Annotated in this window: 14 protein-coding genes; 5 read left to right on the top strand and 9 right to left on the bottom strand. The window is 65.7% G+C overall.

All coding sequences use genetic code 11. The features are described from left to right. Nucleotides 1-2 precede the first annotated feature (2 nt). The 6 genes from HWX32_RS03710 to HWX32_RS03685 are packed head-to-tail and all read right to left on the bottom strand — an operon-like array spanning nt 3 to nt 4,552. Nucleotides 3-821 carry an indole-3-glycerol-phosphate synthase gene (locus HWX32_RS03710; protein ID WP_175934753.1) on the bottom strand — a complete coding sequence of 273 codons (819 nt, stop codon included), beginning with the start codon at nt 819-821 and terminating at the stop codon, nt 3-5. A gap of 51 nt (nt 822-872) precedes the next feature. Beyond that, nucleotides 873-1,556 carry a TIGR02234 family membrane protein gene (locus HWX32_RS03705; RefSeq protein ID WP_175934752.1) on the bottom strand — a complete coding sequence of 228 codons (684 nt, stop codon included), beginning with the start codon at nt 1,554-1,556 and terminating at the stop codon, nt 873-875. After that, entirely contained in the window at nt 1,556-2,401 is an 846-nt protein-coding gene (locus HWX32_RS03700) for an inositol monophosphatase (protein ID WP_075469358.1), read from the bottom strand. The genes HWX32_RS03705 and HWX32_RS03700 overlap by 1 nt, the downstream gene beginning before the upstream one ends. Nucleotides 2,402-2,411: 10 nt before the next feature. Continuing rightward, complete coding sequence (locus HWX32_RS03695) at nt 2,412-3,044, bottom strand: imidazole glycerol phosphate synthase subunit HisH (RefSeq protein ID WP_175934751.1); 633 nt, start codon at nt 3,042-3,044, stop codon at nt 2,412-2,414. A 22-nt stretch (nt 3,045-3,066) separates the two neighbouring features. Next, complete coding sequence (locus HWX32_RS03690) at nt 3,067-4,368, bottom strand: MFS transporter (RefSeq protein WP_175934750.1); 1,302 nt, start codon at nt 4,366-4,368, stop codon at nt 3,067-3,069. Nucleotide 4,369: 1 nt separating this feature from the next. Continuing rightward, the gene (locus HWX32_RS03685) at nt 4,370-4,552 is read right to left on the bottom strand and encodes a hypothetical protein (RefSeq protein ID WP_075469355.1); all 183 of its coding nucleotides are present in this window, start codon (nt 4,550-4,552) and stop codon (nt 4,370-4,372) included. A gap of 133 nt (nt 4,553-4,685) precedes the next feature. On the opposite strand from HWX32_RS03685, the gene HWX32_RS03680 reads away from it, so the two are divergent. Continuing rightward, a complete protein-coding gene (locus HWX32_RS03680; RefSeq protein ID WP_175934749.1) occupies nt 4,686-5,771 on the top strand; it encodes a YbjN domain-containing protein in 1,086 nt (361 codons plus the stop codon). On the opposite strand, the gene HWX32_RS03675 is transcribed toward HWX32_RS03680, so the two are convergent. Continuing rightward, on the bottom strand, nt 5,768-6,370 hold the full coding sequence (locus tag HWX32_RS03675; protein WP_175934748.1) for a hypothetical protein: 603 nt from the start codon (nt 6,368-6,370) through the stop codon (nt 5,768-5,770). The two genes, HWX32_RS03680 and HWX32_RS03675, sit on opposite strands and share 4 nt — an antisense overlap. After that, a complete protein-coding gene (locus tag HWX32_RS03670; RefSeq protein ID WP_175934747.1) occupies nt 6,361-7,107 on the bottom strand; it encodes a hypothetical protein in 747 nt (248 codons plus the stop codon). The genes HWX32_RS03675 and HWX32_RS03670 overlap by 10 nt, the downstream gene beginning before the upstream one ends. Before the next feature lie 202 nt (nt 7,108-7,309). On the opposite strand from HWX32_RS03670, the gene HWX32_RS03665 reads away from it, so the two are divergent. The 3 genes from HWX32_RS03665 to HWX32_RS03655 are packed head-to-tail and all read left to right on the top strand — an operon-like array spanning nt 7,310 to nt 11,572. Continuing rightward, on the top strand, nt 7,310-7,870 hold the full coding sequence (locus HWX32_RS03665; protein WP_075469351.1) for a TetR/AcrR family transcriptional regulator: 561 nt from the start codon (nt 7,310-7,312) through the stop codon (nt 7,868-7,870). Between the two features lie 37 nt (nt 7,871-7,907). Then, nucleotides 7,908-10,085: a glycogen debranching protein GlgX gene (gene glgX, locus HWX32_RS03660; RefSeq protein ID WP_175934746.1), complete on the top strand. Its 2,178-nt coding sequence runs from the start codon at nt 7,908-7,910 to the stop codon at nt 10,083-10,085. A 44-nt stretch (nt 10,086-10,129) separates the two neighbouring features. After that, a complete protein-coding gene (locus tag HWX32_RS03655) occupies nt 10,130-11,572 on the top strand; it encodes an exonuclease domain-containing protein (RefSeq protein ID WP_175934745.1) in 1,443 nt (480 codons plus the stop codon). 39 nt (nt 11,573-11,611) lie between these two features. On the opposite strand, the gene HWX32_RS03650 is transcribed toward HWX32_RS03655, so the two are convergent. Further along, the gene (locus HWX32_RS03650; protein WP_175934744.1) at nt 11,612-13,162 is read right to left on the bottom strand and encodes an aryl-sulfate sulfotransferase; all 1,551 of its coding nucleotides are present in this window, start codon (nt 13,160-13,162) and stop codon (nt 11,612-11,614) included. Between the two features lie 420 nt (nt 13,163-13,582). Here HWX32_RS03650 and HWX32_RS03645 point away from each other — a divergent pair, with 420 nt between their 5' ends. After that, the gene (locus HWX32_RS03645) at nt 13,583-14,023 is read left to right on the top strand and encodes a hypothetical protein (RefSeq protein WP_175934743.1); all 441 of its coding nucleotides are present in this window, start codon (nt 13,583-13,585) and stop codon (nt 14,021-14,023) included. Nucleotides 14,024-14,070: the final 47 nt, after the last annotated feature.

The raw sequence follows: 14,070 nt of genomic DNA, 5'->3' as shown, positions 1-14,070 counted from the left end.
GGCTAGCGACGCGACGGGCACGCCGGGTGCTGGCCCGCCGTAGCCAGGGAACGAGTCGCGGAGAGCACGTCGCCAGCCGCCATGACCGCCTCAGCTGCAAGCACCGCGTCTGCCCCGCACGCCGCCGCGTCGATGAGATCGCGCGGCGTTGTCACACCACCCAGGCTGATCTTGATCACTTCGCTCGGCAGACCCGGCGCGATTTCGGCGAAGGCGTTACGGTTCAAGTCGTTCGTGTCGAAGGTCCAGTGGTTCACCGCAATGACACCCACGCCGGCGGCCAGCGCCCGGTCCGCTTCGGCGGGAGTGCGCACCTCAGCGACGGCAACCATGCCGAGCGATTCCGCACGGTCCACCAGTGCGACGAATCGCGCCTGCTCCAAAATGCCCACCATGAGTGGGATCGCGTCTGCGCCGAAGCAGCGTGCCTCGTGGATCTGGTACGGGTCCACGATCACGTCGCGGCACAACATCGGCAGGTCCACCGCAGCGCGTGCACAGGCCATGTCCAAAAGCGAACCGTCGAAACGCAACCGCTCCGTCTGGCACGCGATGAGGTGTGCGCCGCCTTCCTCAATGTCGCGGGCGAGTGCCTCCACCGGCGTTTGCGTCTCCGCCGTCGGGCCGAAGACCGGGGAGTTTCGCTTGATCTCCACAATCACACTGCACCCATTACGCAAAAGCGCCGCCCGAGCATCCCGGGTCGGCGCCATATCGCGCGAGCGCGCTTTGATTTCTTTGAAGGGCACTTGGGCTTCGCGCTTCGCCACGTCTTCAAGCACGCCAGCGACGACGCTGTCTACTGCGCCTGGTGCCGCCATGCCTACCTCCAGTAAAAACGCTGGCTTATGCGCCTAAGGCTAGCGGGTTGATCACCGCGACTGGAAATCCCCGCCTGCCCTGGGCACATCGGCGGTATCAGTTGGGTCGATATCCGCGCTGATCGCATCCCACAACACGCGGCCCGAAGCCGGGTCTTCCTCAAGATCGGTGCGCACCTTTTCCATGCGCACCGTCTCCTTTTCATACTTGTTGCTGCGCGGGGCGTCCACGCCCGGGCGGGCGGCGAGCATCACACCACCGGCGACACCCAGCAGGCAGCCGAGCAGACTCAGTACTGGACCGAGCGACTGGACTGTTGTGGACGTTATCTCCGCCCACTGCGCGATGTCCGCCTGAGAGGCAGCGGACTGAGCCTCGTCTGCACCGGCGCTCAAAATTGCGTGCACACGCTCGGTGCCCGCGCCGCGAATCAGGAGCGACGCCACTGGTACCACAGCAACAGCCGCGACAACTGCGCTCACCGCGCCAACTACACGTCGTGCAGTGCGGCGCAGCGCCAACCCGGCCGCCATACCGGCGATGAGAAGAATCGCCACCGCAGTCACCTCGGTCGACCACTGCGAGCCCTGAACTGCGGCAGACCCGCCGCCCGAGATGTCGTCGGTGTAGTCCGCCACGATCCAGTCCAGCCGAGAAAACGCCCACATGGACGCGCCCGCCACGCCGAGCAACGCGGCACCGATTCGGCGCAGTCCCTGGTTTGTGTGCTGCATTACTGTCCCTCTCCCAACTCGTCGCTTCGCACCGCGCGCATCGTTTCCATGACCCGGGCATGCGCGGACGGTGTGCCCACGATCGCTCCTGCCTTGCCCGGCTCCCAGGAGGTGCCGTCGCCAGCAGTGGCCACCGCGCCTGCGCTTCGCGCGAGCAGCACGCCGGCTGCGTTGTCCCACACGTAGGGCGAGAAACTCACCGCGGCCTGGTAGATCCCCTGCGCCACAAACGCCAGGTCCACACCGACAGAGCCGCTGATGCGCGGACGCAGGTTCGTCTCCGCCAGCGCTCCCGCCAACTGCAGCCGCTGCTGCGAGGGGAAGCGCTGCCTATCGTCGGACGCGAGCGAGCCAATCCCGACTTGCTGGGCGGCGGCACTTTCCTGCCCCACCGGCGGAAGGGCCGTGCCGTTGAGCACCACCGGCCCGCCCTCGACTGCGGTGAGACGCATGCCCAACAGCGGCGCATCCGTCACCGCCACCACCGGCTGTCCACCGCGCAGGAGCGCCACCAGGATCGCGCAGTTGGGGTTACCGGAGGAATAGTTCGACGTGCCGTCGATCGGGTCGACCACCCAGCACGCCTCCGGGTTGAATTCGCCACCCTGTTCTTCACCGTACACGTCGATGCCGGTTGTCGCCTCAAGGCGCTCGCGCAGGAGCTTCTCCACGGCCAAGTCGGCCGCGGTAGCGAAATCGCCGGGACCTTTATATAACGCTGGTGCTGCGCCGAGGTGCTCGACGAAGATGTCTCGGGCAGCATCGACAGCCGCTTCCGCAGCCGCGAGGTACTCCCCGTATGCGCCGAATTCGAAGCCTGTGCCGGAACCGGAGTTGGTGCCCATGCCCAATAAGTTAGCCCAGCTGCGCGAGCCAGTTGCGTAGCACGTCCATCCCGGCCTCACCGGAGCGCTCCGGGTGGAACTGCGTCGCCCACAGCGCGCCGTTTTCCACCGCCGCAATAAAACGGTTATCTCCGCACTGCGCCCAGCTCAAACGCGGGTACGCGATGAACTCGTCTTCCTCTAAGGCGAACCCGCGCACACCGTACGCATTGCCAAATGAGAGCGGCCCGTCCACACCGCGCAGCAGTTCAGTGCCGCGGGCGGGTTCTACCGTCGCGGTTTCACAAGGAGCATCGAGCTTATCGACGCCTCCCGGCCACTCCCCGAGGCCGGCTACCCCGGACGCGTCGTCAAGCAACTGCTCAAAAAGCACCTGCATGCCCGTACCGATGGCCAAAACCGGGCGAGCACCCGCGAGCCGCTGGCCCACCACGCGCGCACCCTGGACCTCGCCGAGGGCTTCCATCTGAAGCGCGAAACTCTCCGCGCCCGGCAGCACCATGCCGTCGGCGGCTGCGGCCTCGCGCGGGTCGGTGGTGGCGAACGCGATCGCACCGGCCTTTTTGATCGCCTCGACCACCTCCGCGGTGTTCGCGGAAACATCGAGGACGGCCACAGTTACTCCAGCGGGAATGTGCGTCATGGTTGCGTAGTGTAGCCCCGCCCTACTTTCGCCCCCGCGGTGGGTACATGCGCGGGGCCTGCACCGACTTCAAACGCACCGCGAGGTTGTTCACCTCCACCACGCGGTGGCGGCCGAGCTGCCTATCCAAAATGGTCACGCCGATACCCAGGGTGATCACCGCCGCGGCGATGCCGAACATCGGCGCGTAGGCCACGGTGACCAGCAGGGCGCCGTACATGGTGGAGCCCAAACCGGTGCCGCCGTCGAACGCGATATTCCAAATCGCCGAAGCCTCGGATGTCTTGTGCCGCGGCAGGCGGTAAAACATCAGCGTCAGCGCCTCGTTTTGCACCGCGCCGAAGCCCGCTCCGTAGCACAGCGCGCCGATCACCATCGTCCACACCGGCAGGTCCATCGCCAAGATAAGCGCCATGATGAACACGCCGAGTGCGGCGAGCACCTGGAACGGAATGATCACGGTGCCCGGGTATCCGCGGCGGTCCATCACGCGGCCCGCGAAGTAGCGCGAGCACATCGCCGCGAAGTTCAAAACGGAAAGCATCACGCCACCCAGCGCGGCACCCTTGATCGGGTCGAGCTCGCGCATGGACACGGGCAGAAAGTTCGTGATTGCGCCGTAGGCCGTGGTGACAAACATCAGGGCGAGGGCGGGCACGAGCACGAGGTGCCAGGTGGGGGCGCGCACCGTATGCGTGGTCTCAGCCTCCGCCGCTGTAGCCGGGATGCCGGGGATAGCCAGGCAGGCCACGAGGGAGATCGCCCCGATGAAGGTGGCGAGCACATAGACGGCGTTGTAGCCAATCACATCTACCAGCGCCAAGCCTGTGGGCAGTGCAGCCATTTGCGCCAGGCCCACCACGGCGCCGAAGATGCCAGTGGCGCTGCCAAGCAGACGCAGCGGCACCAGTTCGGCGACGATCGCGGCCTCCGCCACAGACAGCGCGCCGAAACCGATACCGCGAATCGCCGACACTGTCAGCAGCGGGGCCGGATCCATTCCCAGCATGTAGCCCAGCGCCGGGATACCCAAAAGCAGCGAGGACACCGCCATTACCGCGCGGTAGCCCACCTTGCGCAGCGCCCGCGGAGTGAACACCTGGGTGATCACGGTGGCAAGCATGAATACGCCGGTGGAAAGGCCGGCAAGCGAATCCGGCAGGCCGGCGTCGATCACCGCGGTGGGCACCACGGGCAACAGCAGCGACCACGCCCCGAATGCGGCGGCGACGGCGATGAGCACGGGCACGAGCCCGCGCGCCTTCCACACACTGGTCAGCGACTCAACTTCCTCGTGCGTGAGGTCCCTCGGGGTCAGGCGCATGTCACATCACCTCAACCATGGTCAGTAGCGCAAACGCGAGCGCCATGACGGCCATGAGTGCAAGCACCGCCGTCATCGCCTTCGACCCGTTCTGGTAGCTCGCCCATACGCCGCCGACGAGCAACCCCGCCAGCAGGAACAGCACCACCACGAACATCGATTGCCCTACTCCGGCCACCGCCATCAACCCCCTTCGCTTCCACCGCAGGCTTCTGCCGCAGGACAGTGTAGACAACTCCCCCGACGCCACAAGGGCTGGGTCGCGGCGCACCCACACGGGGTTTCCTCTCCCACCGTCACACGCTTATGCTCGTGCCATGGGCAGACACAGCGCGCCCGGCGGCGACACTCCGGGGAGTACCACCCCGCTCGCCGTCACGCTCGAGCGCGCTGCCGCCGCGTTGGAGGGATTGGGCTTCGATCCGATGGTGCGCCCCGACCGCCTGGTGGTCGGCGCATACGCGTTCGTGGCCACGGTGTGGGTGCATCACGAACGCCCGCTCATGCTGGTTGTCGACGCGCACGAGCGCATCCCCACCGATTTCGCGCACGCCAGCCGCGTCGCCCGCTTCATCAATACCTGGAACCACGACCGCGTAGGCCCGTTTGCGTCCTACCGCCTTTTAGAATCCGGCGATGTGCGGGTGGGCATGCGCCGTGGCGTCCACATCAAGCACGGGCTTAGCGACGAGCAGCTGCTGGCCGAGCTCGCCGACATTTTTGAGCACGCCGCGATGTTCTTCCAGTCGCTGCGCGAGCGCTTCTTGGACGCAGGTTGGGACCAGCCGCTACCTCCGGCGCTTGCCCGCGCGCAGGATTTCGACGCGCTGTTGGGCCGCCACCCCTCGGCGCGCCATCTCCCTGCGGGCACAGAGAAAGAGGTCACGTACGCGCCGGAGCTTTTCGACGCTGCCGGCACCGGCGCGGGCAGCGAACACTACACCGCACCGGCGCAAGTACGCACGGCTTCGCTAGCGGACGCTCTGGAGACACTGAGCTTTTCGCATGCCGTGGATCCAGGCAACGAGGTGGTGGCCACCGGTGTCAACGGCGTGCCGTTCGCGCTGACCGTCGACGGCGGCGACGCTGATTTCAGATCCCGCTACGCCCGCGTCACCGCCATGTGGGACACCGGCCTTGACGCCGACGAGGATTTCCTGCGGGTGTGGCTGCTGTGCAACGACGTCAACGAACGCTCCGCGGCCGTGTCGACGTACCTGCACGAACACGACGGGGTGATGCACTTGCACGCGGAGGCAACCCTGGTGGCCACCGCGGGTGCATCACCAGCGCAGCTGGATGAGTTCGTGTTGTCCTCCATGGTCGCGGGGCTCGCAGCGGTGGACTACTTAAGCCGGCTCACGCAGGGCCATTCCGCGGTGGAGTGGCCGCCGCAGGCCTAGCTGGCCACCTGCGCCGCCGGGATTGTGCCCGGAAGCATCTCGCGCTTTACCTGCGCATCTAGCTGGGTGTACGACACGAAGTTGGCCACCCAGTACACCAACGCGGCGGCGAAGGGACCGGCCGCCCACGCTGCACCGGGGCGCACGGGTGGCACGAGCGAGAACGTCTGGCCCGGCTCAAACCCGCCACCATTGCCGTCGCCGTGGGGCGGCATGTCGTGGAGAAGCAGCGCGGTCCAGTCGCCGAACACGTAGAGCGTGCCGGTGGCGCAGGCCGCACAGGCCACCACCCACCACAGCCAGCCGACGCTGCCGCGGGAGGCACCGGATGTGGTCTGGCGCCACGCTGTAAGCCCGATGAGCGCGCAAACGACCGAGGTGAGCACGGCGAACCATCCGAGCGCGGCGAACTCCACGTTCGGCGGGCTGACGATCTGGTCGACGGCCACCCCGTCGTCGAGCGTTTTCACCACGTACGCGGGCCGCAGAGCGCCCCATGCCACTCCTCCGACGATGCCTGCAAGGAGTGCAAACGCAAGCAACCCCGCGCCAGCACCGAGGGTGCTGCGCAGGGTGTCGCGGCGAGGAGCTACCTGCAAAGCTTCCAGCGCCCGTCTTCCTTTTCGAAGATCATCACTTCGGTCTGCTCCTGGCCGTCGCTCTTCGCGGTCAGGCTGGCGGAAGCGCGGTTGCCGTCGACGCGCACGTCGGAGATGCTCACGTCGGCCTTTGGCGTGGTCAGGCCCTGGCCCTGCTGCTCGGCCATGCGGCTGGCCTCCTCGATCTGCTCGAGGGAAAGGCCCATCGCGTCGAGCTGTTGCATCATCTCGTCCGTCACGGCGGAGCAGGAATTGTCCAGGATGGTGCGGGTCCAGCCGCCGAAGGAGTCAGGGTTGAGCACCGCACGCGCGGCGTCTTCCATCTGCTTGCGGTCCTTCTCGCTGCCTTCCTTGCCGTTTGCCAGGGGCTGGTTCGTGTTCTCCGGCATGCCGTTTTCAAACGGGTTGGCAATCTGCGGGATTTCGCCGTTCCCGCCGCCTTGGCCAGCGTTGTTGCCGCCCTGGTTGTTGCCGCCACCCTGGCCGGTGTTGTTGCCGCCGCCCTGGCCACCTTTACCGTCGGCGTCTGCGTCGCCGCCGTCATTGTTGCCATTCGGGTCCGCAGCGTCCGGCTCGCCGTCGCCGTCCGCATCCGTGTCAGCGGCGCCGGGTGCCTCGGCAGCGGTAGACAGGCCGCCGGATGCGCCCTCCTCGTCGGAGCTGCAAGCGGTAAGCGGCAGTGCGAGTGCGAGCGCGGACGCGCAGGCGGCAACGGCCTTCGAAGTGTGCAACCTCACGATGTACTTCTACCTCTCGTTCGTTATCCCGGACCACTCGTCGGTAACGGGCCGCCACCGCGGGCTCGAAAAAGCGCGATGACGATGTGCTGCAGGAAATAGTAGCAACTACTCACTTATACCTGTGTGCCATAGCCGTACGATTGTTCTGCGCGGTTCCTGTGAACTTTCGTAAAGCCTTTGGGCGCTAAAGTATGCCCCTATGCAGCTCACGCGCGAGAAGATCACCGAGGCAGCCATGTCCATCCTGGGCGAATACGGCCTCGGCGACGTATCCATGCGCCGCGTCGCCTCATCGCTCGGGGTGGCTCCGGGCGCATTGTACTGGCACATCGCGAACAAGCAGGAGCTCATCGCATCCATGGCAGAGATGATTGTGCGCACGCTTATCGACGGCTCCGCGGACCAACCCCGCCCCCATCCCGCAACGCTTTCCGCCCAGCTGCGCGACGCCGTGCTGGGGGTCCGCGACGGCGCCGAAGTGGTGGTGGCCGCGGTAAGCCAGCCGGACGCCGCCGTACGCGCCGCCCTGCGGGAGAGGTTTGTGGAATCGGTGGGGGCGTTTGCGGGCGAAGCTGCGTCGATAAGCAATGTGCACTCCGCCGCGCTCGGACTGCTCCACCTCACGCTGGGGGATGCCACCGTGCAGCAATCGGCGGCGCAGCTAGCGGAACTTACCGGTGTGAGCGAAACGGACGACGCGAGACAAGCGCACGAAGACGCGGTGAACTTCCTGCTCGAAGGGCTGCGGGCGCGTAGCTAGGCAGCAATGTCGGGCCCGTGCGATAAGATTTGGCGCCATGACTGCAACTGCTGATCAGCCTGCCCCCATCGTGTGGCCGGGCTCCGCGTACCCCCTGGGCTCCACCTTCGACGGCGCGGGGACGAACTTCGCCCTCTTCTCCGAGGTGGCCGACGCAGTGGAGCTGTGCCTCATCGACGACGAAGGCGCTGAAACACGCGTGCAGCTCGAGGAAGTGGACAACTTCGTCTGGCACGCCTACCTGCCCGGCGTAAGCCCCGGACAGCGTTACGGCTACCGCGTGCACGGGCCGTGGGACCCCTACGACGGCAAGCGATGCGACCCGAACAAGCTGCTCGTTGACCCGTACGCGCGCGCTTTCGACGGCGAGTTCGACCAGCACTCTTCACTGTTTTCCTACGACATCCACGCGGACGAACCCGGCACCGGCCGCAATGAGGAAGACTCCCTCGGCCACACCATGCTGTCCGTGGTGATCAACCCGTTCTTCGACTGGGGCGACGACCGCGCGCCGCGTATTCCGGACGAGGAGACGGTGATTTATGAATGCCACGTCAAGGGCATGACGCAAACGCACCCAGAGATCCCGGAGCAGCTGCGTGGCACCTACGCAGGCATGGCGCATCCGGTGATGGTGGACTACCTCAAAGACCTCGGCGTGACCACCATCGAGCTGCTGCCGGTGCACCAGTTCTTGCAGGACGACCGCCTGCGCGACCTGGGGCTTCGCAACTACTGGGGCTACAACACCTTTGGCTTCTTCGCGCCGGAGAACCACTACTCCTCCTCCACCGCCCCGGGCGACGCGGTGGCGGAGTTCAAGCAGATGGTGCGCGCCTACCACGAGGCGGGCATGGAGGTCATCCTGGATGTGGTGTACAACCACACCGCGGAAGGCAACCACATGGGCCCAACTATTGCGTTCCGCGGCATTGATAATGAGGCGTACTACCGCCTGGTGGACGGCGACAAGTTCCACTACATGGACTACACCGGCACCGGTAACTCCTTTAACGTGCGCCAGCCGCATTCGTTGCAGCTGATCATGGATTCGCTGCGGTACTGGGTGACCGATATGCACGTCGACGGTTTCCGCTTCGACCTCGCCTCCACCTTGGCCCGCGAGTTCTCCGATGTGGACCGCCTGGCCACATTCTTCGACCTGGTGCAGCAGGACCCGGTGGTCAGCCAGGTCAAGCTCATCGCCGAGCCGTGGGATGTGGGCGAGGGCGGCTACCAGGTGGGTAACTTCCCGTCGCTGTGGAGCGAGTGGAACGGCAAGTACCGCGACACCATGCGCGACTTTTGGCGCGGCGAGGATTCCACACTCGGCGAGTTCGCGTCCCGCCTGACCGGGTCTTCCGACTTGTACGAGCACAACGGGCGCCGCCCGACGCACTCGATCAACTTCATCACCGCCCACGACGGCTTCACCCTCAACGACCTCGTGTCTTACAACGAGAAGCACAACGAGGCTAACGGCGAGGACAACCGCGACGGCGAGAGCCACAACCGCTCCTGGAACTGCGGCGAGGAAGGCCCCAGCGATGACCCGGAGGTCGTCGAGCTGCGCGCGCGTCAGCGCCGCAACTTCCTCACCACCCTGCTGCTGTCGCAGGGCACGCCGATGCTTGCCCACGGCGACGAGATCGCGCGCACCCAGGGCGGCAACAACAACGTCTACTGCCAGGACAACGAGATCGCCTGGATGGACTGGTCGCAGCTCGAGGAAGCTTCCGAGCTGCATGATTTCACTCGGCGCCTGATTCAACTGCGCAAAGACCACCCGGTTTTCCGTCGCCGTCGTTTCCTCGGTGGTGGCGCGCTCGGCGACGAGGAGCACGGCCGCGAGATTGCTTGGCTCACGCCCGACTGCACGTTGATGACGGACGACGATTGGAGCTTCGCCTCCGGCAAGTCGCTCATGGCGTATCTGGACGGCGAGGCGATCTCGGAACCGGACAGCCGTGGTCAGCGCATTATCGACGACACGTTCCTGCTCATGTTTAACGCGCACTACGAGGACATCGAGTTCACCGTGCCGGCGAGCAAGTTCGGCGACGAGTGGGAGGTGGTGGTGGACACCACCGAGCCGCTGGGCATCCGCGAAAACGCCGAGCCTGTAACCGCCGGATCCGCTATCACCGTCGGTCAGCGTTCCACCGTGGTGCTGCGTCGCACCCAGCCGCCCGCGGGTGAAGGTGCCAACGCGTAGCCGCCCCCTCTTTTGAAATTCCCGCTGTAAGGAGTGCTTGCCCTGTGATTTCCGCCCACGGCGCCACGGTGACCGTGACCAACGATGCGCTGACGCTAGCCCCGGATCCGCTCGCCGCTTCGCTGTTGGGCGATTCCGCCCCGCGCACCGTGGCCATCGGCGACATTTCCGGGGTGGCGGTACGCGAAGGCGACGCGTGGTCGCCCGCGGCGGTGGACATCCAGTCGGGCGAGAGCACCCTGACTGTCTGGTTCCACCCCGGCGATTCCGAGGGACCCGCTCAGCTGGAGAAGCTGCTCGGTGCCGCCCGGGCCGGCGAGGCCCCGGAGGCAAGCCCGGTAGCTGGGGGTGCCGGTATCCCCGGTTTCTCTTTCGTGGGCTTCGACGTGGAGACCGCGAACCCGCGTTGGGGCTCCATCTGCCAGATCGGCCTGGTGAAAGTCGTCGACGGTGAGGAGGTCGACCGGGCTTCCTGGCTGTGCCAGCCTCCGGCGGCTCTGGGGGACTTCGACGAGGGCAACGTGGCCATCCACGGCATCCGCGCCGAAGACGTCGCCGACGCACCAGCGGTTGCCGATGTCATCGCGCAGATGGTTGACTTCGTCGGCGATTTGCCGCTAGTCGCCCACAACGCGCAGTTCGACGCATCTGCGCTTCGCGACGCCTGCCGGGAAACCGACACGCCTATCCCACCACTGCTCTTCGCGTGCACACTCGCGCAGGCCCGCGCCACCAAACTCGACGTGGAAAACCACCGACTGCCCACGCTTGCACAGCGCTTCGGCGTAACGCTTGCCAACCACCACGACGCGTGCGAGGACGCCGCGGCCTGCGCGGGCATCATGGTCGGGCTCGCACGCGAGGCGCGCCACCAGGGCAGCCTCATGTCGTTTGTACACGACACCGGATTCACGCTCGGCTCCATCGACGAGACACGTGTCACGCCGGTGCTGCGCGACCGCTCCGGTGCGGGCCGGGCCGTGCAGGCGGAGCGTGCCGCCGAATCAGTCGCGGCCGCCGTGGCTGCGACGGCGGCGCCGCGGGGTTCTAACCAAGCCGGGCCGAAGAACACCGCGTCGAAGCAGGGCGGGCCGAAGCAGGGCGGGCCGAATCGGGGCGGTGCAAAGAGGTCACAAAATGGCAATGGCCCCGCGCCGTGGCAATCGGTGGCAACCCCCGACACCGTGCCCGAGCCGAACCCCGAAGCGGACCCGAACGCGCCGCTGTACGGCGAGCACGTCACGCTTACCGGCGAGTTCGAGCCCTACGACAAAGGCCAGCTGTGGGCCGGCATCGCGCACCAGGGCGCGCAGGTGGGCAAGAACGTGACCAAGAAAACCACTGTGTTGGTGGTCGGTGAGTGGGCCACGATGACCTCGAAGGAGAAGCGGGCACGCGAGTTGATGGAAAAAGGCCAGGAGATCGAAATCTGGCCGGCCGAGAAGCTCCTCGACGTACTCGGGTTGAACGAGCAGCCGCCGTTTTAGCGTTCTCGCGTGTGGGCGCCTAAGACCGCGTGTGCCCGCCTAGAACTCAGCCGGGACGAAGCGGTAGGTGTCCATCTGCACGCCGGATGTGGTGATGTCTTTGAGCACGTTGCCGTAGCGGTCAAATATGGTGGCTAGCGTCGGCTGCGGGCGCACAAGCCCCCAGCCGACCATCACGTACTGCTGGGCATCGCCGAACAGGCGTGTAGAGCCGGTGAAGTCGCCCTTCTGCCCGTGGGCGGTGTACTCCTCTGCCCCGAGCACCCGTTGGTTATCTTCGTCTACTTGCAGGACGAGGCCGCGGGAGGTCTCCGCCACCTCGGTGCGGTTGTCGTAGAGGGTGAGGAGGTGGATACCGGAGGCGTCGATAAGCATGCGCGCGTCGTGCTGCTGCCCAATCTCGCTGAGCGCACCGATGTCCCACGTGTTGTGTTTGCCGCCGAGCACCCAGGCGATATCGCCGGTGTCGCGCTCGATCTCCATCACGGCGCTTTGGTTGCGATTCGAGATGATGATGTTTCCGTCGTTCGGACACACGTTCACCGAGTTGGTGTGGATGGCGTCGGTGAACGCACCGGCGGCGATGGCCGCCTCCCGGCCCTCGACCTCCGCTTCCGCCATCGACTCCTCATCCGGCACGCGAACGTACCCGGCGCGGCTGGCGTCCTCGAACAACTCGTGGTCCCAGGAGTCCCATTCCCACACCACTTCCCCGTCCTTGAGCTCCTGAATGTACGGCACGTAGTGGCGCACGCCGTCGCGGTCTACCTCGGCGACGTAGTAATCAAGGAAGATGTAGTGACTCGGACCCAGCACCTGGAACTCATGCATTTCGGCAAACGGGCCCTCTTTCGGGTTGTAGGTTGCAGTAGTGCGTGGGCGCGCGTCGTCATCGATCACCCGGTAATGCTCGTCCAGCACCACGTAGCGGCCGCGGCGGATGCCGAAGCCGGAATCGTCCGCGGGGGATTCCGCGAAGTAATAAGAGCCGCGCGCACCGTCTCCCTCCCACGGGCCGAAGTTGTTAAACACCATCGTGTCGTGATTGCGGTAGAACACGGGTTGGCCAAAGTTGTCGTATTTGACGATGTAGTCGCGCGTGGCTTCAGTGGGAAACAGGTTGGCGTAGTAGAACGTGCCCGTATCGAAGTAGGTGTCGCCCTCGAAGACCACCGGTGGCAAATCATCGGGCGCCGTGCGGATGTGCAGCGTGGTGGTTCCACTCGCCTGCTCGACGGTGAGCGGCACCGTGACCTCCGCGTCGAGGCGCTCCAGGGTGAATTCTCCCGTGAAGGTTTCGCCCTCCGCTTCGAGTGGCGCTCCGTTGACTGTGACGGTGGCATCGCCTCCCGGCACAGTGACCTCCACCAGCACCGGGGTGCCCGCGTGAAGGGTGACGGGCTCCACCACGTCCGATTTCTCCACGTCGAAGTGGGCGATCTCGCCGTTGATGCGCAGGAGGAAAGGCCCTTCGCTGGCCGCGGGCGAGGCAGTGTGCAGCGCTGAATGATCGGGGCCGGTTGCATTTTCTGCGGTGGTGCCCGTCCCGGCGCTTTCGTCGTTGCTCGCTGCGCACCCGCCCAGTGCCAATGTTGCCGCGAGACATAGTGCGGTCGTGCGCAACCGGTTTCTGCGGGAAAGGATCGGTCTCACTCCTCGGTGCAATGTGTGGTCCGGCCTCTACAACCCCCTCGTCCTAGGCGCGGGCGACGTTGTTGCTCTCAACGTAACAGCACCCGCCCCGTTGACGTAGCCGCGGAGACTTTAGCGTCACACTTTACCGGATAGCCTGAATAAAAATAATTGTCGATGGAACCGGGGGTGGGTGCGCTGCGTCTAATTCCCATGACTCTTCTCGCGCAACGCACTTCAGCACCTTCGTCCCCACTGACCCAACTCGCTCTTACCCCTCGCCTCGCCCGGCGCGAAACGGGCGCGGACGCACCTCGGACGTGGCTTACGCCCGGTTTCGGTTCGTCCACCGCGTACATCAATCTGTCCCCTGGCCTGGTGTGTGTCTTTGACAGCGGCGGGTTCCAGGGGCTGACCCACCAGGGCATCGGCGCAGCCGGGATGACCGCGCACCAGGCGTGGAACGCCGCTGCCGCACAACTTGAGCCCCGGGCGTACTGCGCCGCTGGTGTGGAGTTCATGGTGCGAAGCCCTGCCGTCGCGCTCGGGATAGAGGGCCACCCACCGGGTTTCGAGGTGGACGGGCACGGTTGCCCTGCGGCCTCCTGGCTCGCGCACCCGCGCACGTTTACCTTGCTGCACCGCCACTTCGAGGCGGTGATGCACCCAGAGCACGACCTCATGTACGCCACGCGCGACGACAAGGAGCTATTTGTGTTCGACGCGCCCGCCGACTCTGTTGCGCAGTTGCTGCCAAACGCCGCGGTGATGACGTACTCGGTGGGCTTCCCGCTGCTGCACCACTCGCTGCGTAGCTAGTGTGAGAGGGGTTGCACCACGAGCCCACTTCCTACACTTATAAGGAG

Source organism: Corynebacterium sp. Marseille-P4321 (assembly GCF_903645305.1).
GTDB lineage: Bacteria > Actinomycetota > Actinomycetes > Mycobacteriales > Mycobacteriaceae > Corynebacterium.
Note: the sequence above shows the minus strand (reverse complement) of the source record. Positions and strands in the feature narration are given on the sequence as shown.